We start from the raw sequence: 24,155 nt of genomic DNA, 5'->3' as shown, positions 1-24,155 counted from the left end.
TAACTGCTGGTCCCGGGTGAGATGATCTTGCCGTGTCTGGGTGATCACGGCGTCGGAGCCCTCCTGGATAGCCCCGTTCAGCGGGCTGAGTCGGCGTCAGTTCGGCAAGCTGGTCACCGCGCTCCGGCGCGAGGGTGCAGATCCGGTGCGCAAGGGCCGGCCGTGGAGCCTGCCGCTGGAGGACCGCGTGCTCTTGGTCGCCGCCTATGGCGGACGAACCCGACCCTGCGCCAACTGGCGCCGCTGTTCGGGGTCTCGAAGTCGGCAGCGGACCGCATCATCGACCACCTCGGGCCATCGCTCGCGCTCCAGCCCCGCAAGCGGTTCCGCAAGGACACGGTTCTGATCGTGGATGGCACGCTCGTCCCGACCCGGGACCACACCGTGGCCGAGCAGTCGAAGAACTACCGCAACTCGACGAACCACCAGGTCGTCATCGACACCGACACCCGGTTGGTCGTCGCGGTCGGCCGCCCTTTGCCGGGCAACCGCAACGACTGCAAGGCATGGGAACTGTCGGGAGCGAAGGAAGCCGTCGGCAGGGCCACGGTGATCGCCGACGGCGGCTACGGGGGCACCGGCCTGGTCATCCCGCACCGCCGCGAACGCGGCCAGGCCGAACTGCCGGCCTGAAAAGAGGAACACAACACCTCCCACCGCAAAGTCAGAGCCCGCGTCGAGCACGCCTTCGCTCGGATGAAGACCTGGAAGATCCTCCGCGACTGCCGCCTGAAGGTGTTGAACGCCGAAGGCCCGGAGGAGTGCAACTACGCGTTGCCGCACACGCTCATGCCGGCGATCCCGGCTGCGCTACCGGAGTACGAGGCTTGGTATCACGAGCGCGACTTCGTCGACGACTACCGGTACCTCAAGCAGGTGTACCAGGTTCTCCAGTACGGCCGCCCGCGCTGCCGCTGGGTCCTGAAGTCCCCCTGCACCTAGGCCATCTCGACGCGCTGCACACGGTTTTTCCGGACGCCACGCTTGTGTGGTGCCATCGCGACCCAGTCACAGCCTGGCCTCGTTCTGCAGCCTGGTTGAGCAGGGCATGGCCGCCAACACCCACCCCGTAGACCTGCACGGCATCGGGACCACCTGGTTCGACCTGCTGAGCCGTGCCATGCAGCGCGGCCTCGCAGCCCGTGCCGCCATCCCCCGCGAGGCGATGGTGGACGCCCCGTACTCCTGGCTCAGCACCGACCGGGCCACGAACGCCCCAAGCTCTACGATGCAGTCGGCGCCCGCTGGACCGACGCCGAAGCCGCCCGGCTCCCCCGTGCGGTCGCCCGCCCCAAGGGCAGCCGCCCGCACACCTACGACCTGGAGCGCTACCGCCTGACGCGCAGCGAGGTCGAGTCGGCGTTCGCCGAGTGCAACGCCCTGCGGGCCGAGGTCGAATCGTGATCCTTATCCTGCTCGAGAGTCTTGAGAGTGAGGTCGGATGATTTCCCTTAGTGATTTGGTAGATCTGGCGCGGCAGTTCGAGGGCGATCTTTCCCTACCTGTCGACCTACTGCGGGTGGGGGATCTGGCAATCGATGTCGATGCCACTCCTGCCATCATGGGATGCGTAAATCTTTCTCAAGACTCGAAATACCGAGAGAGCATCGCGACCTCAACTCGGTCCGCGATCCGAAAAGGGTGTCTCCTCGCGGCACAAGGAGCGGATATCGTCGATCTCGGCGCCGAGTCCAGCAATCCCCGTACGGTGCAGGTGCTGGCACACGAACAGATATCCGTCCTGATGCCGGTCGTGAAGGAACTTGCTGAGCAAGGTATCGTCGTTTCGGTCGAGACCTACGAGCCTGCCGTTGCCCGGTCGTGCCTGGAAGCGGGGGCGCTCGTCTTGAACTACTCCGGCGGGTTGGCGTCCGACGGTGACATATTTCCGATAGTGGCCGACCATCAGGCGACGATTATTCTGTGCCATGTCGAGGGGAGGAACTCTCGAGACGTGAGCGCAAGGGGTATCGACGAAGACCCCATTCCCGGGATGCTCGACTACTTTGACAAGCGTGTGGAACACGCTCGCTCCGTGGGAGTCGATCGAATCGCCTTCGACCCTGGAATTGGCTTCTCCCACAAGGGACCCATAGCCGCCCATGCTCGCATTCATTATCAGGCCAAGGCTCTCCTTCATACGTTCCGACTGCGGCGGATAGGTCTTCCGATCTGCCACGCCTTGCCGCATGCTTTCAGCCTCTTCGAGGAGGAGTTTCGTACCGCTGAAGGCTTCTTCGCAATGTTGGCGCACCTTGGCGGGACAGGTATTTACCGCACTCACGAAGTGCCCAAGATCAGGGCGATACTTACCGCTCTCCGGGCACTCGACCCGCAAACCAGCGGAGCAGCAACCTGATGACGGCGCGGTCGGTGGCCCGTGTCACACCGAACTGCTCGGCAAATTCGTTTGTCCGCACCAGGAGTCGTGGGGTCGCGGGCCGCGCCGGAGTGTCCGCCCGTCGTGAGCGGCGGCGGACCGTTGACGGCTTCGGGGACAGGTACAGCGCCGCGCGCAGCCGGGATGCGTCGGCGATGTGCTGGAGGTGCTCCAGACGCTCGGGGAGGTACAGCGGGATCGGGTCAACCATCGGGGCCTCCGCGCTCAAGGAGATCGGTCCCCCGCACCCTCGCCTCTCCCGGCCGGTTCCAGGACCGGGCGGCCGGTCGCGTCCCGGCGTCTGGCGCGGTGACCTCGTCCCTCGTCCCGCCGGACGGTCCCGCGGCCCTGCTGGGCACCATGCGCCGTGGCGGTCTCGGGCGGTCACGACTGGACGCCCCGGCCGGGGCCGGGCTGCTGCTGGTGCTGCGGGTCGTGCTCCTGGCGGTGCGGGTCGGCTGCAGCGGACGGGCAGCACCGGATCCGACGCCGACAGAGAGACAGAAACCAACGAGTTGCGCATGGTTGGCGGTGGCATGTCGAGGGCCGTGAACTGGCCCGCGGTCAGGAACCCGTGACGCCGTCGATGCCCTCGCGGATCAGATCCGCGTGACCGTTGTGTCGGGCGTACTCCTCGATCATGTGGACCAGGATCCAGCGCAAGGACACCGTCTCCTCACCGACGACGGCGGCGTTGTCCTTCGACAGCCGGCCCGGGGTGTCGAGCGGCGCGTCGGCGGTCAGCCCGCGGCTCACCTCGACCTCCCCCCGCCACGCCGCCAGCGCCTCCTCCAGTGTCCGGTCCGGGTCGAGGGAGAAACCGAATCCGCCGTCGTCCCCGTACAGCAGCGGTATCTCCTTGCCCGCGAAGACGCGCTGGAACCAGCCCCGCTCCACCTCTGCCAGGTGCTGGACCAGGCCGATCATCGTCATCGACGAGGGCGTCGCGGCCGCCGTGCGCGCCTGTTCGTCGTCGAGCCCCGCGCACTTCAGCGCCAGCGTGGACCGGTGGAAGTCCAACCATGTCTCCAGCATGGTGCGTTCATCGGCGTGCGCGGGCGGGACAGGGCGTCCGTCGGGTGTGGTCTCCATGGACGGAACCCTCGCACACGCCACTGACAATCACCCCGGTCAGGCGTCCGGCCCTTCGGACGCTCGACGGGCTCACCGCATGCGCCCCGTCGGCTTCCGCGTCGCGCGAACCGTCCTGCGCCGAGATCGCGCAGCGGCCGCCGCCGCCCTGCCGGTCCGGCAGGCTCCGCCGAAACACCGGCGGACGGGTCACGTCACCGGGAAGACGTGGGCGACGGTGTCGGAGAGCCTGAGCGGGACCGGGCCTTGGAGAGGGCGCCGTCACACGAGAGGAGGACCAGGACCGGCACCGCGGCCGCGGGAGAACCCGCCCTGTCGGACGCTTCGACGCCGGGCAACTGGGCAGCCGCCGACCAGTTGCCCTTACGGATGAGGAGCCATCCGTCCTGCCCGCGGCCGGGCTCCGACTTCCAGCCGTGCTCCGAGCGGGCCCGCGCGAACCCGGCCTGAAGCGCGGCATCCGCCGTCGCTGCCTTGTGCTCGCCCCGCAAGTGCTCCTGGCACTCGACGGCAATCAGCTCCTGCGGCGTCCGCTCCAGCGTGATGCCCTCGGCCTCGAGCGCCGAGGTCAGCTCCGAGACCATGTCGTCCGCGGGCAGCGGAGGTCCCGAATAGCGCGGCGGGAGCGGGCCCTTGTCCTCCAGGAGCAGGGCGCCGCAGCCGGTCCCCGTCGTCATCATCGCCGCCGCCATGACCAGGCCGGTCAGGCCCGCCCGCCCCCGTCGCAGTCGCACCGTTCGTCCGCCCCTCCGTGCCGTTCCCGGCCGGCCAGTCTCCCATCCTGCCGGACCACGACGGACAGCGGCCCGCCGAGGCGCCGTCGCCTGTCGGCCTCAGGTCTCTCGCGGGGCCTCTGGAACGGCGATCGTGCCCTGCGCCACGGCGCACAAGGTCTCCACGCCCTCGGCGTCCACCGCCGTCACATCACAGCGGCACACGACGCGGGAGCGGCCGGCCCGCACGACGCGTGCATGGGCGCGCAACGTCGTGCCGTCGGCCGGGCGCAGGTAGTCGATGGTGAACCCGGCGGTGAGCAGCCGGGGACCGACCACGGTGCCCGCGGCGAAGGTCAGCGTGTTGTCCGCCGCGTAGGCGAGCACGCCGCCGTGCACGTACCCGTTCTGCTGACGCAAGTCGTCGCGGACGTCCAGCTCAAGCGTCGCCTCGCCCTCGGCGAAGGCGACCAGGCGGGCCCCGAGCAGGTTGCTGAACGGCTGCGCCGCCAGCACCTCCTGCGCGACCGCCAGGTCCGTGGTGTCGTTCATTCGTACCTCGATTCATGGTGTCGGACATCAGCTTCCGAGCGGGCCGGGTACAGCCCCGCTGTCGGACCTGCCTGAGACGGTGTGCGTAGGGACGGGTGCGAGGATCCGCCGCCGGATCGGTGCTGGAGGGGGCATGGTGACATGGGGGACCGACGGCCGGGCAGGCGAGGTGGCGACACCGAGGCTTCCGCCGGGTCCTCGTCCTCCTCGTCCGCCGGCGGTCCGCGTCGACGAGGCCGGCGGCCGGCGGTACGGGCTGCCTGCCGAAGCCTGCGGAACGCCCACCGCGGGGGCGCACACGGATGGGTCGGCACCTGGAGCGCGTCGTCACGCGGCCCAGGTTGCCGCCCTGGATCCATGACGATCTTCGCGATACCCAACTGCCAAGTCAATCCTAGGGTTTCCTTGCAGTCACCCAAGCATTAGCTTGGTGCTGATGACCCTTGATGATCTCCGCGTCTTCGTCGCCGTGTGCCGTGCCGGCAGCCTCAGCGCCGTCGCCCGGGAGCTGTCCTGCACCCAGTCCGCCGTCAGCCAGCATGTGAAGCGGCTCGAGCGCGAGATCGGGACCGACCTGGTGGAGCGGCATCCGCGCGGTGTCGTCCCCACACAGGCGGGCCGGCTCCTGCAGGCCGCCGCAGCCGACGGTATCGCCGGCCTCGACCTCGCCCTGCGGCGCCTTGCGGATCTCGTGCGCGGCGACGCCGGCTCGGTACGGATCACCACCGGCGCCACCACCGTGCGGCACTTCATGTCGGCGGCCGTCGTCGAGTTCCGGCGCAGGCACCCGCGGGCCAGCCTGGAGTTCCAGACGGAGAACTCCAGCCGCCACTGCTTCGAGGCGCTCGCCGCCCACGATCTGGACCTGGCGTGGATCACCATCGGCGCGCCCGTGCGCGGCATCGAGCAGCGCCCGGTGATCGACCTGCCCTGGGTACTGGCCGTCCACGCGGACGACCCGCTCGCCGCCCGGAGGAGTATCGAACCGCAGGACCTGGCAGGCATCCGCCACATCCGGCTGCCCGAGAACTCCACCTCGCGCGCCCGGCTCGACGCCGCCTTCGCCGAGTGGGGCGTCCACGTCACCTCGGACACGGGCGTCGCCGACTGGGACACCGCCATCCTCCTCGCCGAACTCGGCCTCGGCCACGCCGTCGTCCCCGCCCTCCCCGGCTGGCGCGGCCCCGGCCACCCCTCCCTGCGCTTCGTCCCGATCCCGGCCCTCCCGGCCCTGTCGGCGGGCTGGGCGGTACGGAGGTGGGACGCCCTGTCGCCACTGGCCCGCGCCTTCGCGGACATGGTTGCGCCGGGGACGGAACCCGGACCACTGCCGAGGCAGCGCCCCGCTGCCCTGTGTTGACCCCGCTTCCCCGGTGCCGCCGCAAGCGATCGCGTTGCATCGGGCCAGGCGGACAGTAGCGTGCATTACGACCGGTGCCGACGGTTCCGGCTGAGGTCGGCGCATGTCGAGGCGCCCCAGCCGGGTCCGCGGCGCGACGCCGACGGCGGTGCGGCCCCTCGCGTGCTACTCGCCGGTAAGGAATGATGGCGGAAATCATCCATGTGGTCGGTGGTCGGTGGGCGGAGGTAGCGGTGACGACTTTCGAGGAACGGACCACGGTGCACGCCTTCCGGGACGACGCCCTCGGCGAGCACGACGCCGTCGGGCTCGCCGAGGCGATCCGGCGGGGTGAGGTCGGCGCCTCCGAGGTCGCCCGTGACGCGGCGGCCCGGGTCAGGGCCGTGGAGACGCGGCTCAACGCCGTCCAGGTGCACATCGACGTCCCCGCGCCCTGCCGCGGAGCGGGCGGTGCTTTCGCCGGGGTACCGACCTTCGTCAAGGACAACACCGACTACCGGGGGCTGCCCACCGGGCACGGCAGTGCCGCGTTCGCACCGAGGGTTGCGCGGCGGCACGCGCCGTTCGTCCGGCAGCTTGTGAGCAGCGGCGTCACGGTGCTGGGCAAGACTCGGCTGCCCGAGTTCGGGTTCAGCCCGACCACGGAGTACGACGGCTCGGAGCCCGTCCGCAACCCCTGGCACACGGACTACTCGGCGGGCGGTTCGTCGGGTGGGAGCGCAGCGCTCGTGGCGGCCGGAGCGGTGCCCATCGCGCACGCCAACGACGGCGGTGGCTCGATCAGGATTCCCGCCTCCTGTTGCGGCCTCGTCGGGCTGAAGCCGACCCGTGGCCGGGTCGTGGCGAATGCGCAGGGCCGTCAACTGCCGATCGACATCGTCACCGACGGCATCGTGAGCCGTTCCGTGCGGGACACCGCAGCGTTCCTCGCCGCCGCCGAGAGGCACTGGCGAAACCCGCACCTGCCGCCTCTCGGTTTGGTCGAAGGCCCTGTGGAGCGGCGGCTGCGCATCGGGTTCCTGCTGGACTCGCCGAACGGTGTCCGATCCGACGCCGCCACCCGCCTGGCCGTCACGGAGACGGTGGCGACACTCGAACGGCTCGGCCACACCGTGGAACCGGTGGAGCTGGCGCTCGATCCCAGATTCACCGAGGACTTCCTCACGTACTGGGGCATGCTGTCGTTCCTGATCGGCGTCACGGGCCGGATGTTCGGCGCGGACTTCGACCGGCGCCGCATGGACGGCCTCAGCCGGGGACTGCGCGAGGCATACCTGAGGAACTGGCAGCGCACCCCGGGTGTGCTGCGGCGGCTGAAGCGGACGCGGGAGGCGTACGCGACGGCGTTCCGCGGACTCGACCTCCTCCTTTCCCCGGTGCTCGCCCACACCACACCGCCGATCGGCCACCTCGACCCGACCGTCCCCTACCCGGCGCTGATCGAACGGATCCTCGCGTACGTCGCGTTCACACCGGTCAACAACGTGGTCGGCACGCCGTCGATCTCGGTGCCCGCCGCGAGCGCGACGCAGGACGGGCTGCCCATCGGCGTCATGTTCTCCGGCCGCCCCGGCGACGAACGGACGCTGCTGGAGGTCGCGTTCGCGCTGGAGGCCGACCGCCCCTTCCGCCGTATCCAGGACCTCTGACGCAAAGGCTCGCGCCGTTGCGGCGGTTCTTGAGCGCGACGGCGCATGTCGCCCACGAAATCGCCGATCCGGGCCAGGTGACCGGCCCGCCGGCCGTGAGCTACTGGCTCGGTTGTCCGCCAGAGCCGAGGCCTGACGAACCGAATCTGTTCGCACACGTCGGTGCAGGCTGTGCCGCCTGTGCCGCCGGCGCGGCGGTGTACGGGTCTCCTGCTGTGGCGCCGGGCGCGCATCTGAGACCCTTGCTTCATGAGCGCACCCCCTGATGGACTGCCCGCTTATCGAGTACTGACGGGCCCGGACGACGAATCGTTCTGCCATCGCGTGAGCGAGGCGATCGCCCTCGGCTACGAACTCCACGAAGGCCCAGCCCTCACCTTCAACGGTAGGCGCGTCATCGTGGCCCAGGCACTGGTCTGGCCGACGCAGCAGTAGCGGCCTCGGGAGTGGTTGCCGCGGCAGGACGCGCAGCCCCCGAGGGGGGATCGGGCCACGGGGCGCGTGCGGGCGTCGCGCGGGAGGCCTGAGCGCCGGGCATCCGCGGCGGTGCCGGTAGCGCGGTTCGCCGCTGAGGGCGGCTGTCGCGAGCACGTGCAGCGGCGCCGTCCGCGGCGTCGCGCCCCCCCGATGCAGCGGATCTCCCCGTCGGCACTCGAGCACCAAGCAGAGCGTGGCGAGCGTCGCGAAGCGCACCGCGGGTCTCGGCGACGTCGTGCAGACCCAGGTGGCCGTCTCAGCGGGGCCACGGCTGCCGTTCAGAGTCAGGGTGCATCGGTACCCACGGGCCGGCGCGGACCTCATCTCCGCGCCGTAGTGCGGCTGGGCGGGGAAGCCGGCCGGCTTGCCGCGGCGTGGCGCTGTCGGCGGCGTGGCGCGGCCACCGGGCTGCGTCTTCGCGGCCGTAAGCCGCATCTCGCCGGCCCGTTCAGCGGCTCCGCACGTGCGGCTGGCGGTGTGCGGTCTCGGCCACGTCGACCACTTGGGATCCTTCGCGACGGATCCGCTCAGACCCCCAGGCGCCGAGCGGCCCGAGCGCTTGATTGAGCGTGTGCCCGTGCTCGGTCAGGGAGTACTCCACCCGCGGCGGCACCTCGGCATAGACCTTCCGGTGCACCAGACCGTCTGCCTCCATCTCACGCAGATGCTGAGTCAGCATCTTCTCGCTCACGCCCGGCAGACCGCGACGGAGCTCGGCGAACCGGCGTACGCGATGTGTGTCGAGTTCCCAGAGGATCAGCCCCTTCCACTTGCCGCTCACCACGTCGAGCGCGGCGTCGACGCCGCAGATGTAGGGCCCGCACCTCGGCGCCTTGGCCATCACTGATCGCCCCTTACAAAAAGGTAAGTACCGCAGTAAATAGTGGGTACTACCGAGAATAGTGGCACTCTCCGAGTATGGAGGAGTGAACGAACGACAGAACCCCAACTCCACGCAAGACAGCGCTGTCACCGTCATCGGGCTGGGCCCGATGGGACAGGCCATGACCCGTACCCTCCTCGCCGGGGGCCACCCGGTCACCGTCTGGAACCGCACCGCCGCCCGGGCCGACGGCGTCGTCGCCGACGGAGCGACACTCGCGGCGACGCCCCGCGAGGCGGTCGAAGCGAGCGACCTGGTGATCCTCAGCCTCACCGACTACCAGGCCATGTACGACATCCTCGACAGCGCCACCGGATCGCTCGCCGGCCGGACGCTCGTCAACCTGAGCTCGGACACTCCCGACCGCAGCCGCGAGGCGGCGGCCTGGGCAGTGGACCACGGCGCCGCGTTCCTCACCGGCGGCGTCATGGCGCCGGCTCCCATGGTCGGCACAGAGGCGTCCTACGTCTACTACAGCGGCCCGAAGGAGGTCATGGAGCGCCACCGGGCGGCGTTGACACCACTTGGCGCACTGAAGTATCTCGGGGAGGATCCGGGCCTCGCACAGATGATGTACCAAGCCAACCTCGCGGTGTTCCTCACCACCCTGTCCGGACTGATGCACGCCACCGCGATGTTGGGCAATGCGGGGATGAAGGCCCAGGAAGCGCTACCGGAGTTGCTTGCCCTCACGGACTCGATCGGCGAGATGCTGCGGGCCGGCGAAGCGAGCCCGGGCGCCGCACTCGATGCCGGAGAGCACCCCGGCGACCTCAGCACGGTCACCATGATGGGCGCGACGGCCGACCACATCGTCGAAACCAGCACGTCTCTCGGCCTCGACCTCGCTCTGCCACTGGCCGTCCAGGCGCACTACCGGCGCGCGATCGAGGACGGAAACGGCGGCGACAACTGGACCCGCATCATCGACGGCATCCGAGCACCACGCTGACCCGGCGGAAGCCGCCCTCGGCGTCGACGTCCCACGCCGCGCAGGTCGCGAAGATCGTCCGCCGCCGGACCTGTGGGAAGACCGGCACACGCAGCCGCGAGACGGTCTAGTGCTGACCGACCTCACCAGCCGCCAGGCGCCCCCCGAGCGTCTCGCCGATGATCGTGCGCTCGCGGTGGACCATCGAGAACCGGCTCCACTGCGTCCGCGCCACCACCTTCGCCGAGGACGTCTCGAAAAACCGTACCGACCAGGGGCCGGAAACATGGCCGCCCTGCGCAGTTTCGCGATCAACCGGCTCCGCGCGGCGGGCCACGCGAACATCGCGGCCGGCCTCGCGAGATGTCCTGCGAACCCCTCCGCCGCCCGTTGGGCCTTACCACCTGATCAGGAACGATCCGAGATCACAAGACTTTGCGGCAGTCCTGAGGGCGGGGTGCGTCTCGCTTGGCGGTCGCCCCGGTGGGACGATTTAAGAAAAGACAGGAAGAAGGGGATGAAATGTCTGCGATCAAGGCAAGCATTGATATCGCCCGTCGCCCCGAAGAGGTCTTCTCGTACGTCACCGACCCGTCGCATCTGCCAGAGTGGCAGGAGAGCGCCGTATCGGCCCACTCGGTGGACGACGCCCCTTTGGCCGTGGGATCGAAGTTCCAGACGATCCGGCGGATGGGCCGCCGAGAGATCCCGATGACCATGGAGGTGACCGAGTTGGATCCTCCGAGGAGGTGGCATTTCCGCGGTATCGACGGCCCCATCCGAGGGGATGTTACGGGCACGATCGAGCCGCTCGGCGACGGGGAGCGGTCGCGCATGACGTTCTCCCTCGACTTCGAGACGCACGGGATGGGGAAGGCGATCGTTCCGCTCGTCGTCCGTCCGCAGATGCGGAAGGAGCTGCCGAGAAATGAGGAGAGACTGAAGGCGCTTCTTGAGGCGTGATCGGGGTGGGGGTGCTGGGCGCGGGCGATCGTCATAGGCGCCCGGCATCAGGGCGGTTGCGGGGTGGGTCGGGGCGCCGGGCACCCTGGCCGGGTCTCCTTTCGGTGGACGACGACCTGCCCGAACAGCAGCCCGAACGACGGCACGGACGCCTGCTGGATGGCCCGTAACAGTCAGGCTATGCACGGTCCCTGTCCGCCGGACCCCTGCTGAACACGGTGAGGTGGCCGTACGGCGTACCGGACATGTTGCCGAACGCTGACGGCGGAGCGGACCGGGACCTGTCGACGGCGATGCTGTCGGGCAGCGCCACGCTCGGTGACGTGCCGTCGCAGACCACAGCGTCCCAGGCGGCGAGCGGACTGCGCCCGGCTCGGTCGAGGACGAACCCCAGGCAGCGATCGCGGAGTTGATCGAGAGACCGCACGAGCGCCGCCACCACCTGCTCGCGTTCCGGCTCCTGAAGGCCGGCGAGGGAGTGGACGACGGCTGCCGTCGTGCCCTTCAGCCTGCGGACACCGACCGTCGTGAAGGTGTCCGATGCGAACCACAGGTGGAGGGTGACCTCCCCGGCCGCTGGATCTGCCAGGACCTCGGCGGCGGGCCTTCCGTCGCGCGCGCGTCGCGAGCCGCTGCCTCCCTGGCCCTTGACGGAGAGAGAGATGTCACCCGTGAGGGGAAGGCGTATCTTCAGCCCGGCGGTTTCGAGGCTGTCGAGCATCCGCGCACCGCTCTGGAGCGTCAGATCCGACAGGTACCAGGTGAAGAAGCCGTCGGTCCACGGCCCCTCGGTCGCCTGGGCCGTGAACGACGACCGTCCGAAGACCTCCAGGATGATCTCCTCTGTGCGCCGACGAGTCACCGGCGCGGCGGTGTACCGGGCGGCGCGGACGTCTGCCATGAAGTCCTCCGGCAGTTCGGCGTGGTACCGCTCCACGTAGTGACGCAGTTCGACCGGCCACATCCATGTGCCGTCCGTGACCAGGGAACCGGCTCCGGGAATCCACTCGGCGCCTGTGATCGCGTCGCGTTCCGCTCCCATCGCGCCGAAGATCTCGGTCCCCGAGGCGAGGTACGCCAGAAGCCCGGATTCGTCAATCAGCCCGCACGGTCGAACCGCGTCGTGGATGGACGGGGCGGAGGCGTCTGCGTCCTGGGTCGCGAATTCGCGAAAGAACCCTACTCGCTTGATCATGGTCGTCTCCGTTGCACCTTTCACTGTTCTGCCGTCGGCAGGAAGATGCGCCAGTAGCCGTTGTTGCCGATCTGTGGCGTATGTCCGGCCCCAGGTCGGGTGATGTACCCACCTTGTTGGTCGGAGCATAGACAGGAACTCCGAGGTCGTTGGCGACGCGCTGGGCCAGTGGCAGTTCACCGGAGTTCGGAGCCGCGTACCCCGAGTGACAGGAAATCAGGCGAACGGGGCCGCCGTCGTAGTTCGGATTGCTGCGGATCGCATCCGAGAGGTGCGTCGGATGCACCTCGAAGTCCATAAGGGTCTTGCCGTGGCTGTTCATTCGGCCTGGAAGGAAGACGCCTTGATCGGTGCGTTTCGAGGCGTCTATCGCCTCGCCCTTGTTGTTCAGGATGATCGATCCGGCCTTGGTGTTGACCGGTCCGATGATGTCGTCGACTGCTTCTGCGAAGGTATGCCAGGCCTTGGCTGCCGATCTGAGGGTGCCGGAGTTCGCGTCGGGCCACCATATGCCGGCCTCCATGAGGAGGTCCTTGCTCGAGGGACAGCAGCGTGGCCTGCCAAGTGCCTCCGGCGTTCGTATGCCACGAGTGACCACAGTGCCGCAGCCAACGGCAGTCGTGCGACAACGTCCTCCGGCTCAGGACAGCACGCGGTAGGTCACGTGTGTGACCAGTGTCGCCGACCGCGATGCCGTCTGCTCCAGTTTCAGCGGCGGGACACCCTCGAACAGACGCGTGCCAGCGCCGATCGTCAACGGCGCGATGTGCAGCCGCAGCTCGTCGACCAGCCCGGCGGCGAGGTACTGGTTGATGGTGGTCGCGCCGCCGAGGACCGTGACATCGCCGTCGCCGGCCGCCGCCCGTGCCTGCGATAGTGCCGACCCGATTCCCTCGGTGACGAAGTGGTACGTGGTGCCGCCGTCCATGGGCTGCGGTTCGCGCGCGTGGTGGGTGAGTACGAACACCGGCGCGTGGAACGGCGGATCGTCGCCCCACCAGCCGTTCCACGGTCGATCCCACTCGCCGCGCACCGGGCCGAACATGTTGCGCCCCATGATGAATGCGTCGGCGGCGGTGATCTGGGCGACCTCGGACCTGTTCTCGTCGGGAGTGTCGAACATCCAGGCGTGCAGCTTGTCGCCCGAGCCGTCTCCGCCGTCGTCGCCGAATGGACGTTCCTCGGTCTGGTTGAGCCCGGCCGAGTACCCGTCGGCCGAAATCGTGATGTCGCAGATCACCCTGCTCGGTCGTTCGGTCATTGCTCTTCCTCCTCGTAGAGACCTCCGCCGCCTTGCGGCGAGGTCCCTGTCAGGCGCCAGCATGAAGCAAACGCAGTGGACGTCCAAGGAACGGAAGCCTTCATCTTGCGGTGCCGTTACGGCGCCAGAAACGTCAGCCGCAGGACGGCTGCGAGAGCGAGTGCCGCAGGGACAGCGAACCACCAGCGGTGCAACCACGTGCTTCGACGAGCGAATCTCACGAGGCCCGATGCCGGTTCGAACGAGTCACGCAGCCACGTGGCGAAGAGGGCCGCTTCGTCGACGGTGACATCTGCATGGGTGATGAAGGTGTAGTCGGGCTCCTTCTGGACGAGGTGCCGACGCCCCACATGTCCGGAGCCAGGGCGATCTCGAAGTCGAGCGCCTGCTGCCCGTGCACCGCCGAGATCCGGTGCTCGATGACAGCATCGGCGAAGTCCTGCCGGAGAGCCCGCTCCAGTGACAGAAGGCTGGAGCGCCGGGCGCCGCCGTCAGTAGAAGCCGATGTTGGTACGGATATTGCGTTTGGTGACCACTTTGTTCCTCTGATTCACTGAGCTATTTCAGCGTTGCCGCTCCAGGGTGAGGACGGCACCGGCGATTGACGACATTCGATTCGGGCTACAGCGCGCGTGGTGGAAGATCCGCCAGGACTTCAGGCGGGCCACGCCCCGTTCGACCGGTGCCCGTACTGCCGAGAGCGCGCGGTTGACGGTGCGCTGGGTTGGTGACAGGTCGCGACCGGGTGGGCGTCTGACCGGTGTGGTGACCCACGGTCCGGCGCCGATGTAGGCGCGGTCGGCAAGGATCGGGACGCCTTGGCGTTCGCAGAACCGGATGATCCGGTGGGTGCGGGCCGCGGTCAGGTCATGGGTCCGGCCCGGCAGGGCGGGCGAGATCCACAGCAGGCGTCCGGTCGGATCGGTGACCTCCTGGATGTTCACGCCGTGGCGGCGGTGCTTGGCGGAGTAGTCCGCCCGGCCGTCGCCGAGGCGGTCGCATGCGGCGAGGGTGCCGTGAGCAGGCCAGGTGCCCGCACCGCGAGCGGGTCGACCACGGTGTGGGTGTAGGCGTGGGCGGTGCCCACCGAGATGCCGAAGCCGGCGGCGATCTGCGCGAGGGTGTCGTGCTTGCGCAGGTACACCAAGGCGACCAGCGCGTGCTGGTGCGGTGGGAGCTTGCAGCGGCGGTCACCCTCACGGGTGACGATGAGCATGGTGACCCACTCAACCAGCGCGTGCGGCAGGTCGAGTGCGGCAGGATGGGAAACCAACGAGGCTCCTGTGCCGACGGGTTGCGACTTCGAACACCTCCCCCAACGGCACAGGAGCCTCGTGCGTTGCGGGTCCCGCCGCCGTGAGGCAAACGGCTTGTCGCACACCCTGACGCGGCGGCACTTCTTCCACCGACTACGGAGGGTGTGTGACAGGCTCGACAGCTCATTGGATCAGGTCGGTGTGCGGATGCTCGGGAGAGGTGGGGCAGACATAGATCTGCATGTTGTCGGTGCTGCCGACTTCGACCTTGGTCGGCTGCGAGGGGTCCTGGCCACAGCAATGACCGACGGTGTTGGCGGCGTAGGCGGCGGCCTGTTCTTCGCAAGGCGCCCAGCTGTGTCCCTCACCGCCGTCCCATTCGAAGGAGGCGATGGTCAGCAGCGGGACCATCTGTACATCACAGACAGTGCAGTATCGGGGGTTGGGATCGGTGCGGCCCCACGGAGGCCAGCCACCGACCTTCCAGCCGGGCGCGTCAGCCAGATGGACGTCATAGAAGTCCCGCGGACAGTCCGCGTAGGAGCTGTCCACGTCGGCACCGGCTGCCTGCCATTTGCTCCAGTCCTCCACCATCAGCAGCATCTGCGGGCTCAGATCGAGGCTGGCGGGGTACTCGGTGATCGCTTCCGGTGCCAGCACGCACGGTTCCGGCACATAGCCCTCATAGTTCACCTCGTACGGCTCGGGCGGTGTGGCGAGGATGTCGACGACCTCGGCGGCGGACCGCCAGAACAGCGCGGTCGACGGCTTCCAATTCGGATCGTGGTCGTAGGGACACCACAGAACCTGGAGCAGATCGTCCTGTCCGGGCGGCCGCAACAGGGGTATGTCGCGCAGATACAGCTGGGCCACGGGCAGCATGGGGACCGGGCAGTCCTCGGGCAACGGAGGGCCGGCGTCGAGGCGCTCCGCGAGCCTCGCGGCGTTCCGTTCCTTGATCGCCTCCTCCTCGGGCGTTATCCCAGGACCATCGTGATCACCGTGCCACCGGGCCCGCATGCGCCTTATGAGCCGCACTTCGGCCGGCGACTGGCGGAACCCACTGTCACGGTGCAGGTGCGAGGCTTCGCAGTGCGGCCATGGCTCCTCAGCCGGCCACAGCAACGGCCCCCCGACCGAGCTCTCCCCGACCGAAGGCGACCCGGGACGAGGGTGCAGCCGAATCGCAGGACGTGCCAACGGCGCCAGCTCGGGAAAGACCGCGGTCACGTCCACGGGCCGCGGCGGAGTAGTACGTACGGAAACCATGCCGGTGATCCTGTCACCAGCCACTGACAACCCCCTGGCTGCCTCAACCAGCTTCGGTGGCATCGTTGTTCAGCTGGTCAAGTCCAACGCATGCAGCCTCGTCGAAGCCGTCGGCGTTGAAGTTGTGGATCACGTCGCGGACCCGGTCCGCGCTGGTGAAGGCGACCTCGGCGATCTTCGCCACGGGGATGCCCTGTGCAGACAACAGCACCATCTGGGCCCGCCGCCAGGTCACCACAGAACCGGTGCCTCTGCGGGTGATCCGCAGCAACCGCCTGCCCTCGTCGCCGTCAACGCCCCGGACCTGCACACGTTCAGCCACCTGAGCATTCTTGCTGTCCTTCTCAGGACAAGGGGGCTGAGCCTGGGCGCCGCTTGTGAGACCAGGTAGCCATCTCGTCCCGTATCGCAGTGCCTCAATGGATAAGGTCCTGCGGATGGAGATCACAGACCTGACGCCTCTGGAACGTCGCATCTGGCAGGCGTTCCCTCGTGGTGTAGCGATCGACGTCCGCGGAGACGAGGGTGAGGATCCCGCGACGATTCAGAGCGCGGAACGGACCGTTCGGGCTGAGGTCATCCGGGCCCTCCTCCTGGGAAGTTCATCCGAACCCGGCGAAGCGCCCGCTCTGCGCATCGCCGGAGCGTGGATCACCGGCGTCCTCGAGCTCCAGCACGCAGAGATACACCACCCAATCCGTCTTACCACCTGCCACTTCCAGCACCCCTTGCACCTCGACGGGACGCAGGCCCGCCAACTCGACCTCAGCGGCTCCTGCCTTCCCGCTCTGGCGGCCACGTCCCTTCGCATCGACGGTGCACTCCGGCTCACGAACTGCCGGATAGCGGGAAGCGTCCAGCTGAGCAACGCGGAGATATCCAGCGGGATCTTCCTCGACCACGCGCACCTCGGGACTGGTGGCGGATGGGCACTCCAACTCGATCACGCTTCTGTCGGCGCCGATGTATGGGCACCTGGCCTCGTGACACTGGGTGGGATTAGCCTCAGCACGGCGCATGTCGAAGGGGCTGTCGATCTAGAAGATGCCCAGGTCAAGAACGCGAATGGCGATGCCCTCGACGCCGCGCGGCTCACCGTCGGAACCGTCCTCAACGCTGGTGGCCTCACTGCCGAGGGTCGGGTCAGGCTCACCGGTGCCAAGATCGCGGGCTGGATCTCCTTCATCGAAGCCAAGCTCAGTAACCCAGGCGGCGTCGCACTGGGCATCAGCAGCTGCGAAGCCACCCAGCTGACGCTGCGAGATGCACAGCCAGTCTCCGGCGACGTCAAAATGCACTACGCCAGCTTCAAGGTCATCGAGGCTGCACCGCAGGTCTGGCCGGCCACGGTACGCCTGGAGGGACTGACGTACGAGGCGCTTACCCCGCGCCTTCCCGCCGCGGACCGACTCGCCTTGCTGCAGCGCGATGCGGACGGCTTCGTCCCTCACAGCTACGAGCAGCTCGCGGCCTCCTACCGCCGCGTCGGTGATGACGCCGACGCCCGCACAGTCCAACTGGCCGAGCAGCGTCGACGCCGGGTCGCTCTGCCCTGGTACGCCAAGCTATGGGGTTATCTCCAGGACGCGACCCTGGGCTACGGCTTCCGTCCCACCCGTGCCGGTGGCTGGCTCCTGGCTCTGCTCCTTCTGGGCTCAGTCGCGTATGGAATGCACCATCCACCGCCGGCCGAGCATGGCAAGGGCCCCGAGTTCAATGCCCTCATCTACACCCTGGACCTCCTGTTGCCGATCATCGACTTCGGTCAGCAGAGTGCCTTCACACCAACCGGCGTTTACCAGTGGTTGTCCTACCTACTGATCGCCGCCGGTTGGGTTCTCGCCACGACCGTCGCCGCCGGGATCACACGGACCCTCAGCCGTCAATAGCGCCCGCTTGCATTCATGCTCTCCGTCAGGAGGTGCTCGGCGTGTCCCGGTAGCCCGGTCACAACTCTTTGCCGCCTGGCGCAGTAACCGAGCGACACGTCACGACAGGGCGAACGTTGCCTGATGCGGCACTAGGGCGTGTCTGATGGGTGGGTGACAGCCCGCATCGCGGATCGTTCTCGGCCGTGTCGGGCGGGGGACTTATCCGAGAGGCGTGGGCTCGACTGGAATCGCACCTGCCGAGAACCGGGCGGGGCGAGCATGTCTGCGGCCCTTCGCCCCTTCGGCCCAATCCGGGGCGCCGAAGCGCTCCGACACGCCACGCCTCGACCACTATGAGCGGGATGAGGATTCCGGGCGATAGGCACGAGACTGCTCCGATGTCCGAAGAGGCCCAGGCCAGGGTCGGGAAGCGGCTGGACGATGTCGCCAAGATCCTCGCCGGTGCCCTGGTCGCTGTTGCAGGCATCATGACCGCGCTCGGGCTCACGAGCGACATCGTCTTCGTCGCGCTCAACAACGAATCGTGGCCCATCTACGCGGCCTCGCTCTGCGCCGTCCTCGCCATCGTGTGCAGCATCGTGGCACTGCTGATCCGCCCCACGCCCCGGGGGATTCTGTGGGAGACCGTCGTGCTCATTCTCGGGGTGATCTTTTACATGGTGTCGTTGAGCGTGGCGGTCGTCGGCGCGTCCAAGGCAGCCGGGGGGAACGGACGCCCCACCATTACCGACGTCGAGTTGAAAGGTCACCGGCCGGATCTGACGCTGAGCTTCACCGTTCGCGCCGACGGCGTTGACACGTGGGCGACCATCGAGGTCTACGCAGACGCTGTGGACATGGACAAGGATCCCTTCGACATCGACTTCTACAGCGGCTACCTCAGGCCCGATGACAAGGGCGTGGTGGAACAGCGGGTCAGTTCACCGATTACCGTGCCGGAGGAAGCCTGGGGCATCGAGATCGGCGCTGTGGCTGCCGGCGGCTCCCAGGACTGCGAGTCCCTGACAGAGCGCGGCCCGGCATGCGCGACGATCAAGCTGCCCCCGACACCCCGACGCTGACCCGCCCCTGTCTCTCCGGCACGCCTATCTGCACACGTTCCGGTGTCAATAACCTCCGCCAGTTTTAGACCTAGGGACTGTCCGGTTGGTTAAGTTCGCAGCCATAGACGTATTGCTGCGACGGTGACCGTGCCTTGAAATACGTACGCTCTTTTGTCGTACCTGGTTGCTACGGCCCTGGAGTTCTTGAGGGCGTTGATGCATCTCTCGACTTCGTTCCTGCGCGCGTACAACTCGCGGTGGAAGCCAGCGGGCCTGCCGCCTGCGCTGCCGCGGCTGCGGCGGTGGGTCCGTTGGTCGCGGCGCTCGGGAATGATGTGCCGGATCTGGCGTCGTCGCAGGTAACGTCGGTTGTGGCGCGACGAATACGCCTTGTCGGCGCTCAGGCAGTCGGGGCGGGTACGCGGGTGTCCGCCAGCAGGTCTCGATACGCGTAGCTGTCCTAGAACGGAGATCATCTGTGAGCCGTCACCCCACTGACCCGGGGTGACCAGCAGGGCAAGTGGGCGGCGGCCGCCCTCACCGGCCAGGTGGATCTTCGTCGTCAGGCCGCCCCCGGAGCGTCCCAGGGCTTCATCCGGGCGGTGCCACCCGGGGCGCGTTCGCTTGCCCGTAACCCGTGGCGCACGTTTCCGGGCGCCAGCCGCATGCTGGTGAGCACGACAGACAGTTGAGTCCACACCGACCATGGACCAGTCGATCCGGCCCTCGGCATCGGCGCTGGCCTGAATGGACCGCAAGATCCTCTCCCAGGTGCCGTCCGCTGACCATCTGCGGTGACGGTCATAAACCGTCTGCCACCTGCCGAACCGGGTCGCCAACTCCCGCCACGGAATACCCGTGCGCAGCCGGAACAGTATCCCGTTGATCACCTTACGGTGACACTTCCACCGCCCACCCCGCCCGGTGTTCCTCGGCAGGTGCGATTCCAGTCGAGCCCACTCCGCATCGGATAAGTCACCTCGCCCCACATTGCCGAGAACGATCCGCGATGCGGGCCGTCACCGACCCATCAGACACGCCCTAGGCCGGTCGAGGTGGCCGCCCCCTTGTCCTAACGGCCCTCACGCCTTCTCCCACGGGCAAGACGACCGCCACTGTCAAGCGCTTGAGGCTACGAAACGTCAACTGCCGCCCGCCGGTATCAGAACGTCGTTGCCTGCGTAGCGTTGTGCAGGGGCCGGCCTGGTGGGCCGTAAGCGCGCCGTTGCCCTGCGATGCCCAACCTCCGGGTGCGACACTGCTTGCATGACCACGTCATGGCACCGCTGCCCGCCCCTGTGCGAGGCGCTGTCCCAACCTGACGCTGACCGGTCGATGGTGGCCGACGAACTCGGTGACCTGCTGGATGCGGGCCGACTGCGGTCGGCGGAGGCCGAGTACGTGGTAGCCCTGCTCGTCGAGACCGCCCTCGGTGTGAACGACCGTGCGGTGCAGGAGTCATCCCTCTCGCGCTCACCCACGCGAGCGTCCGCCACCGGCTCCCGTACAGTCTGCTCGCGCCCTTGGCCGCGGGCATGCATCGACTCCACCCGCGGGAACTCGAGTACGTGCCTTTCTTCTCGCCGCCACCCACGAACAGCTCGCCAGGCCATGCATCGCAGCGCTGCTGCGGCATCCCGACAGCTCCGTACGGCGTGAGGCCGTCGCGGCCATGGACGAACTCGACGCCGTGGCCCGCCCACGAGGCTGACCTTCGGCGGGTCGCGCCCTGCCGCCGCTCACCGCTCCAGTCTCATGCGGTCCCGGCCCCGGCCTCGTCACCAACCCGCTGCGCAGTGGCCCCTCGACCTGTCGGCTGTCCCCTGTCGTGCCCCTTGCACGGCAGTTGGACGCCCTCATGCCAGGGACACAGATCCAGGGAGATGTGCGAGGACAGCGAGCGCAGGAAGTCGGGCGCGTCGAAGATCTCGCCGGCGGAGGCGACGCCGACCGTCCTGGTCCGTCCCGTCAGGATGCGGTCGACCGCTTCCACCGCGAGCGGCGCGGTGACGGCATAGATGTCCTGGCCGCCGGCCACAGCGCGCCGTTCGGTGCCGCCGGAGCGCACGACGACGTCGACGAGGAAGGTCTGTGCGGAACGACCGTGCTCGTCGACCGCTGCCGGCGTCGGTGTGTCCGGGGCCGACACGTCCCTGGCCGCCTCGACCGTCATGTAGGTCCGCACTTCGGGGACGGACAGGTGGCTGGGGACGGTGACGACGTCGGCCATCGTGAACTCCCCGATGACCTCCCGGGTGCCCAGCGGGTCGGGGAAGGGCCACTTGAGGGTCGGCGCCTCGTCCTGGCGGTGGTCCAGCCGCCCGTTCCTGTACACGACGCGTGCCCCGCCACGCCGCTGCCGGGAGACCGCGCCCGCGGCCCGCGTCCCGCCGGTGGGCTGCCAACTGCTCAGCCCGTACGCGATGTGCACCTCGTCGGCCGCCGTCCAGTCGCCCATCGCCGTGGTGGCCAGCAGGTCTCCGAGGGCGCCGAAGAAGGCCATCGCGGGAACGATCACCGCTCCTGCGGCGCGGGCACGGTCCGTGAAGTGCGCGAACGTGTCGACGTTGGCCTCGATTTCGGCCGCCACATCCACATACGGGATCCCGGCCCGCAGCGCCGCCTCGATCACGGGGGCGGAAGTCGCGGCGAAGGGTCCCGCACAGTTGATCACCGCTGCCACCCCGTCCAGCGCGCGGTCGAGCGAGGCCGGATCGTCGACCGACGCCGGCCGAGCCTCGAGGCCGGGACAGGACGCCGCCAACGCATGAAGCCTGTCCAGATCGCGGCCGGAGAGTACCGGGACGAACCCGCGCTCCTGCAGCTCCGCCACCACGAACCGCCCGGTGTGCCCGTACGCGCCGAACACCGCCACCATCTGACCCGATCCCATGGGTTCTCCCTCTGCTCGAATGATCCGCTGCGGACATCCTGGCGGGGAGGGAACGCGACCACGAGTGTCCGGAACGACATGACCCGTACAATTCCCGACATGGATACTGTCGCGCTGGCTGTCACCGACGGGATGCTGCACTTCGAACTGTCGCTGGCGTACGAGGTCTTCGCCGCCGCCCCGGCCGGCGTAACGGTCCCCTGGTACGACGTCACCGTCTGTGGACCGGTCGCCGTGCCGGTCGGCCGTTTCCTGCTGGAGCCCGACTCCGGGCTCGACCGGCTCCAGCACGCCGACACGGTGATCGTCCCCGGCTGGGCCGACGTCGACGAGGACCCACCCGCCGACTTGGTCGACGCGGTGCGCGCGGCCCACGAGGCGGGCGCGCGTGTGGTCTCCCTCTGCACGGGCGTGTTCGTGCTGGCCGCAGCCGGCCTCCTGGACGGGAAGCGCGCGACCACGCACTGGGCGCACACCGAGGCTCTGGCCGCCCGCTATCCCCGGGTGGAGGTCGACCCTGACGTGCTCTACGTGGACAACGGCAGCGTGCTCACCTCCGCCGGCAAGGCCGCCGCGCTGGACCTCTGCCTGCACCTCGTCCGCCGCGACCACGGCTCGTCCATCGCCAACGCCGTCGCCCGCCGCCTGGTCGTACCACCGCACCGGGCCGGCGGTCAGGCCCAGTTCGTCACCACCCCGGTGCCCGCCCAGGACGACCACCCGCTCGCCGCCCTGCTTCCCTGGATCATCGAACGGCTCGACCAGCCGCTGACGGTGGAGGACCTGGCCCGCCAGGCACGAATGAGCTCACGCCACCTGGGCCGCCACTTCAGAGCGGCGACCGGCACCACCCCCCTGCAGTGGCTGCTGACCCAGCGGATCCGCCACGCCCAGGAACTCCTGGAGAGGACCGACGACAGCGTCGACAGCATCGCAGCCGCCACCGGCATGGGCACCGCCACGACGCTGCGCCGGCACTTCAACCGCACGGTCGGCGTGCCTCCGGACACCTACCGCCGCACCTTCCGCTCACGGACCCGCTGATCCCCCGGGGCCGGTGACGCCAGGGCATGCCGGGGCGGAGGTGCTGCCTACGGCGCCGGCTTGAGCTCCGCCATCTCGTTCCAGCCCTGGCCCGGCACCTCGACGTTGATGATCTCCGGGGTGGTGGCGACCGCCGCCGCCATCGCCTCCAGGCCGGCCCGGAAGTGGTCGGAGGCCACATGCACCGCACCCGCGTCCGCGTCGGCGAAGGCTTCCAGGAGCGTGAACTTGTGCGGGTCGTCCACGCTGCGCGACCAGTCGAAAAAGAGGTTTCCCGGCTCTGCGCGGGTGGCGCGCGTGAAGTCGTCGACGATGGTGAGCCAGCGGTCGCTGTACTCGGGGCGGACCGTGAACCTGACGGCGATGAAAATCATGGGATCCACGGTGGCGCTGCCGAAGCCCGCAGGCCACTTGCGACGCGCCGCATTCCGGCTCTGCCGGAAAACGGCCCGGGAAGCGGCCGGTCGAAGGGCCGCCAAGCGGCCCCGTCAGACCGGCGCGCCCGCGGCGGCCCGTGCCACCGCCGCCCGGATCTCCCCTTGCCGTCGGCGGAAGTCGGCGGTCGGCAGCGAGACCGACAGCGCGTGCAGCACGCCGTCCGGGCCGTCGGCCCGGCCCGGAAGTGCGGCCGCGAGGCAGGTGAACGCCGGATCGGCCTCGCCCATGGACACCGCGAAGCCCTGCCCGCGCACCTGCGCCAGCTCCGCCTCGAAACGGTCGGCGCCCGTGATGGTGCGGTCGGTGAACCTGGCCATGCCGTGTTCGGCCAGATAGCGCCGTCGCGCCGGCCTCGGCAGCGCGGCGAGGAGCACCTTGCCGTGCGCCGTCGCGTGCGCCCGTGTCTCGGGTCCGGGCAGGAAGGGATGCCGGAGGTCCGTCACCGGCACCGTGGTGTCGATCATGACGATCCGGCCGTCCCGGTACGCCGTGAAGTACGCCTCCGCCCCGGTCGCCCGTCGCAGCCGTGACAGCAGCTCGGCCACCTGCGGCCCGAGCCCCAGATGCCGCCGGAACGACTGGTGCAGCGCGGCCACCCGCGGCCCGGGGGCGTACCCGGCGCCGGTCCGGACCAGGTGCCCGCGAGCGGTGAGCGGCCCCAGCAGGTGGTAGACGGTCGACAGCGAACATCCCAGCTGCCGGGCGAGCGCCTTCGCCCCGACCGGCCCGGGAGCATCCGCGACGGCGTCGAGGATCTCCAGTGCACGGTCGACCGACTGCGGGCCGGCGGGGCGGGCAGGGGCGGCGGTGGCGGGGCGGGGCATGGTCATACCTTCCGGGCGTCGGTGTACCTCGAGCCTACGC

The 24,155-nt window shown here is 68.8% G+C and carries 24 protein-coding genes and 3 pseudogenes; 12 read left to right on the top strand and 15 right to left on the bottom strand.

Annotated elements, in window-relative coordinates:
- Positions 1-40: 40 nt before the first annotated feature.
- The 4 genes and pseudogenes from IE198_RS03205 to IE198_RS03195 all read left to right on the top strand — a co-directional run.
- Positions 41-735: pseudogene (locus IE198_RS03205) on the top strand (transposase); the annotation flags it as partial.
- Between the two features lie 26 nt (positions 736-761).
- Positions 762-1,073, top strand: coding sequence for a sulfotransferase (locus IE198_RS36290; RefSeq protein ID WP_308426777.1), 312 nt, complete (start codon positions 762-764; stop codon positions 1,071-1,073).
- The gene (locus IE198_RS36285; protein WP_308426776.1) at positions 1,049-1,339 is read left to right on the top strand and encodes a hypothetical protein; all 291 of its coding nucleotides are present in this window, start codon (positions 1,049-1,051) and stop codon (positions 1,337-1,339) included. The genes IE198_RS36290 and IE198_RS36285 overlap by 25 nt, the downstream gene beginning before the upstream one ends.
- A 102-nt stretch (positions 1,340-1,441) precedes the next feature.
- Entirely contained in the window at positions 1,442-2,359 is a 918-nt protein-coding gene (locus IE198_RS03195) for a dihydropteroate synthase (protein WP_189882325.1), read from the top strand.
- A gap of 585 nt (positions 2,360-2,944) precedes the next feature.
- Here the strand turns inward: IE198_RS03195 and IE198_RS03190 are convergent.
- From IE198_RS03190 to IE198_RS03180, 3 genes are all read right to left on the bottom strand, one after another.
- Entirely contained in the window at positions 2,945-3,472 is a 528-nt protein-coding gene (locus IE198_RS03190; RefSeq protein WP_189882323.1) for a DinB family protein, read from the bottom strand.
- Positions 3,473-3,666: 194 nt separating this feature from the next.
- Positions 3,667-4,206, bottom strand: a complete 540-nt coding sequence (locus IE198_RS03185) for a hypothetical protein (RefSeq protein ID WP_189882321.1) — start codon at positions 4,204-4,206, stop codon at positions 3,667-3,669.
- A 99-nt stretch (positions 4,207-4,305) separates the two neighbouring features.
- Entirely contained in the window at positions 4,306-4,737 is a 432-nt protein-coding gene (locus IE198_RS03180; protein ID WP_189882319.1) for a PaaI family thioesterase, read from the bottom strand.
- Between the two features lie 436 nt (positions 4,738-5,173).
- Between IE198_RS03180 and IE198_RS03175 the strand changes: the two genes are divergently transcribed.
- The 3 genes from IE198_RS03175 to IE198_RS03165 all read left to right on the top strand — a co-directional run bounded on the left by IE198_RS03175 (position 5,174) and on the right by IE198_RS03165 (position 8,181).
- Positions 5,174-6,097: a LysR family transcriptional regulator gene (locus IE198_RS03175; protein WP_189882317.1), complete on the top strand. Its 924-nt coding sequence runs from the start codon at positions 5,174-5,176 to the stop codon at positions 6,095-6,097.
- A 233-nt stretch (positions 6,098-6,330) separates the two neighbouring features.
- Positions 6,331-7,746: an amidase gene (locus tag IE198_RS03170; RefSeq protein WP_189882315.1), complete on the top strand. Its 1,416-nt coding sequence runs from the start codon at positions 6,331-6,333 to the stop codon at positions 7,744-7,746.
- A 249-nt stretch (positions 7,747-7,995) separates the two neighbouring features.
- Positions 7,996-8,181, top strand: a complete 186-nt coding sequence (locus tag IE198_RS03165; protein WP_189882313.1) for a DUF1737 domain-containing protein — start codon at positions 7,996-7,998, stop codon at positions 8,179-8,181.
- Between the two features lie 490 nt (positions 8,182-8,671).
- Here the strand turns inward: IE198_RS03165 and IE198_RS03160 are convergent, their stop codons facing one another.
- Positions 8,672-9,064, bottom strand: a complete 393-nt coding sequence (locus tag IE198_RS03160; protein ID WP_189882311.1) for a winged helix-turn-helix transcriptional regulator — start codon at positions 9,062-9,064, stop codon at positions 8,672-8,674.
- Between the two features lie 85 nt (positions 9,065-9,149).
- On the opposite strand from IE198_RS03160, the gene IE198_RS03155 reads away from it, so the two are divergent.
- Positions 9,150-10,058, top strand: coding sequence for an NAD(P)-dependent oxidoreductase (locus IE198_RS03155; protein WP_189882309.1), 909 nt, complete (start codon positions 9,150-9,152; stop codon positions 10,056-10,058).
- Positions 10,059-10,164: 106 nt separating this feature from the next.
- Here IE198_RS03155 and IE198_RS03150 read toward each other — a convergent pair whose 3' ends face one another.
- A complete protein-coding gene (locus IE198_RS03150) occupies positions 10,165-10,374 on the bottom strand; it encodes a hypothetical protein (RefSeq protein ID WP_189882307.1) in 210 nt (69 codons plus the stop codon).
- A 185-nt stretch (positions 10,375-10,559) separates the two neighbouring features.
- Between IE198_RS03150 and IE198_RS03145 the strand changes: the two genes are divergently transcribed.
- Positions 10,560-11,000 carry an SRPBCC family protein gene (locus IE198_RS03145; RefSeq protein ID WP_189882305.1) on the top strand — a complete coding sequence of 147 codons (441 nt, stop codon included), beginning with the start codon at positions 10,560-10,562 and terminating at the stop codon, positions 10,998-11,000.
- A gap of 178 nt (positions 11,001-11,178) precedes the next feature.
- Here the strand turns inward: IE198_RS03145 and IE198_RS03140 are convergent, their stop codons facing one another.
- From IE198_RS03140 to IE198_RS03115, 6 genes and pseudogenes are all read right to left on the bottom strand, one after another.
- Positions 11,179-12,195: a hypothetical protein gene (locus IE198_RS03140; RefSeq protein WP_189882303.1), complete on the bottom strand. Its 1,017-nt coding sequence runs from the start codon at positions 12,193-12,195 to the stop codon at positions 11,179-11,181.
- Positions 12,095-12,718 (bottom strand): DUF8616 domain-containing protein, encoded by a 624-nt coding sequence (locus IE198_RS34925; protein WP_229833704.1) that lies wholly within the window; start codon positions 12,716-12,718, stop codon positions 12,095-12,097. Before IE198_RS34925 ends, IE198_RS03140 begins: the two co-directional genes overlap by 101 nt.
- A 117-nt stretch (positions 12,719-12,835) precedes the next feature.
- Entirely contained in the window at positions 12,836-13,456 is a 621-nt protein-coding gene (locus IE198_RS03130; RefSeq protein WP_189882301.1) for a dihydrofolate reductase family protein, read from the bottom strand.
- 563 nt (positions 13,457-14,019) lie between these two features.
- A pseudogene (locus tag IE198_RS03125) lies at positions 14,020-14,729 on the bottom strand (transposase).
- A gap of 166 nt (positions 14,730-14,895) precedes the next feature.
- Positions 14,896-15,981: a hypothetical protein gene (locus tag IE198_RS03120; RefSeq protein ID WP_229833703.1), complete on the bottom strand. Its 1,086-nt coding sequence runs from the start codon at positions 15,979-15,981 to the stop codon at positions 14,896-14,898.
- 100 nt (positions 15,982-16,081) lie between these two features.
- A pseudogene (locus tag IE198_RS03115) lies at positions 16,082-16,303 on the bottom strand (helix-turn-helix domain-containing protein); the annotation flags it as partial.
- 115 nt (positions 16,304-16,418) lie between these two features.
- Here IE198_RS03115 and IE198_RS03110 point away from each other — a divergent pair.
- Together IE198_RS03110 and IE198_RS03105 are read left to right on the top strand one after the other, a co-directional pair.
- Entirely contained in the window at positions 16,419-17,870 is a 1,452-nt protein-coding gene (locus tag IE198_RS03110) for a membrane-associated oxidoreductase (protein WP_189882297.1), read from the top strand.
- A 380-nt stretch (positions 17,871-18,250) separates the two neighbouring features.
- Complete coding sequence (locus tag IE198_RS03105; protein WP_189882295.1) at positions 18,251-18,934, top strand: hypothetical protein; 684 nt, start codon at positions 18,251-18,253, stop codon at positions 18,932-18,934.
- Positions 18,935-19,023: 89 nt separating this feature from the next.
- On the opposite strand, the gene IE198_RS03100 is transcribed toward IE198_RS03105, so the two are convergent.
- Entirely contained in the window at positions 19,024-19,905 is an 882-nt protein-coding gene (locus IE198_RS03100) for an IS5 family transposase (protein WP_189882293.1), read from the bottom strand.
- A 764-nt stretch (positions 19,906-20,669) separates the two neighbouring features.
- Positions 20,670-21,809 carry a saccharopine dehydrogenase family protein gene (locus IE198_RS03095; RefSeq protein WP_189882291.1) on the bottom strand — a complete coding sequence of 380 codons (1,140 nt, stop codon included), beginning with the start codon at positions 21,807-21,809 and terminating at the stop codon, positions 20,670-20,672.
- A gap of 99 nt (positions 21,810-21,908) precedes the next feature.
- On the opposite strand from IE198_RS03095, the gene IE198_RS03090 reads away from it, so the two are divergent.
- Positions 21,909-22,853: a helix-turn-helix domain-containing protein gene (locus IE198_RS03090; RefSeq protein ID WP_189882290.1), complete on the top strand. Its 945-nt coding sequence runs from the start codon at positions 21,909-21,911 to the stop codon at positions 22,851-22,853.
- Between the two features lie 47 nt (positions 22,854-22,900).
- Here IE198_RS03090 and IE198_RS03085 read toward each other — a convergent pair whose 3' ends face one another.
- Together IE198_RS03085 and IE198_RS03080 are read right to left on the bottom strand one after the other, a co-directional pair.
- Complete coding sequence (locus IE198_RS03085; protein WP_100109996.1) at positions 22,901-23,227, bottom strand: putative quinol monooxygenase; 327 nt, start codon at positions 23,225-23,227, stop codon at positions 22,901-22,903.
- 114 nt (positions 23,228-23,341) lie between these two features.
- The gene (locus tag IE198_RS03080) at positions 23,342-24,115 is read right to left on the bottom strand and encodes an IclR family transcriptional regulator (protein ID WP_189882288.1); all 774 of its coding nucleotides are present in this window, start codon (positions 24,113-24,115) and stop codon (positions 23,342-23,344) included.
- Between the last annotated feature and the right edge of the window lie 40 nt (positions 24,116-24,155).

Source organism: Streptomyces xantholiticus (assembly GCF_014651015.1).
GTDB classification, from domain to species: domain Bacteria; phylum Actinomycetota; class Actinomycetes; order Streptomycetales; family Streptomycetaceae; genus Streptomyces; species Streptomyces xantholiticus.
This window is presented reverse-complemented; position numbering and strand designations above follow the sequence as displayed.

What these genes read in the sequence shown, in the direction of transcription:
- IE198_RS03130 (WP_189882301.1), bottom strand. Translation starts at nt 13,456, where the DNA reads ATGACCGAACGACCGAGCAGGGTGATCTGCGACATCACGATTTCGGCC.
- IE198_RS03180 (WP_189882319.1), bottom strand. Translation starts at nt 4,737, where the DNA reads ATGAACGACACCACGGACCTGGCGGTCGCGCAGGAGGTGCTGGCGGCG.
- IE198_RS03165 (WP_189882313.1), top strand. Translation starts at nt 7,996, where the DNA reads ATGAGCGCACCCCCTGATGGACTGCCCGCTTATCGAGTACTGACGGGC.
- IE198_RS03160 (WP_189882311.1), bottom strand. Translation starts at nt 9,064, where the DNA reads ATGGCCAAGGCGCCGAGGTGCGGGCCCTACATCTGCGGCGTCGACGCC.
- IE198_RS03095 (WP_189882291.1), bottom strand. Translation starts at nt 21,809, where the DNA reads ATGGGATCGGGTCAGATGGTGGCGGTGTTCGGCGCGTACGGGCACACC.
- IE198_RS03110 (WP_189882297.1), top strand. Translation starts at nt 16,419, where the DNA reads ATGGAGATCACAGACCTGACGCCTCTGGAACGTCGCATCTGGCAGGCG.
- IE198_RS03195 (WP_189882325.1), top strand. Translation starts at nt 1,442, where the DNA reads ATGATTTCCCTTAGTGATTTGGTAGATCTGGCGCGGCAGTTCGAGGGC.
- IE198_RS03140 (WP_189882303.1), bottom strand. Translation starts at nt 12,195, where the DNA reads ATGATCAAGCGAGTAGGGTTCTTTCGCGAATTCGCGACCCAGGACGCA.
- IE198_RS03175 (WP_189882317.1), top strand. Translation starts at nt 5,174, where the DNA reads ATGACCCTTGATGATCTCCGCGTCTTCGTCGCCGTGTGCCGTGCCGGC.
- IE198_RS03090 (WP_189882290.1), top strand. Translation starts at nt 21,909, where the DNA reads ATGGATACTGTCGCGCTGGCTGTCACCGACGGGATGCTGCACTTCGAA.
- IE198_RS03105 (WP_189882295.1), top strand. Translation starts at nt 18,251, where the DNA reads ATGTCCGAAGAGGCCCAGGCCAGGGTCGGGAAGCGGCTGGACGATGTC.
- IE198_RS03085 (WP_100109996.1), bottom strand. Translation starts at nt 23,227, where the DNA reads ATGATTTTCATCGCCGTCAGGTTCACGGTCCGCCCCGAGTACAGCGAC.
- IE198_RS03190 (WP_189882323.1), bottom strand. Translation starts at nt 3,472, where the DNA reads ATGGAGACCACACCCGACGGACGCCCTGTCCCGCCCGCGCACGCCGAT.
- IE198_RS03145 (WP_189882305.1), top strand. Translation starts at nt 10,560, where the DNA reads ATGTCTGCGATCAAGGCAAGCATTGATATCGCCCGTCGCCCCGAAGAG.
- IE198_RS03080 (WP_189882288.1), bottom strand. Translation starts at nt 24,115, where the DNA reads ATGCCCCGCCCCGCCACCGCCGCCCCTGCCCGCCCCGCCGGCCCGCAG.
- IE198_RS03120 (WP_229833703.1), bottom strand. Translation starts at nt 15,981, where the DNA reads ATGGTTTCCGTACGTACTACTCCGCCGCGGCCCGTGGACGTGACCGCG.
- IE198_RS34925 (WP_229833704.1), bottom strand. Translation starts at nt 12,718, where the DNA reads ATGGAGGCCGGCATATGGTGGCCCGACGCGAACTCCGGCACCCTCAGA.
- IE198_RS36285 (WP_308426776.1), top strand. Translation starts at nt 1,049, where the DNA reads ATGGCCGCCAACACCCACCCCGTAGACCTGCACGGCATCGGGACCACC.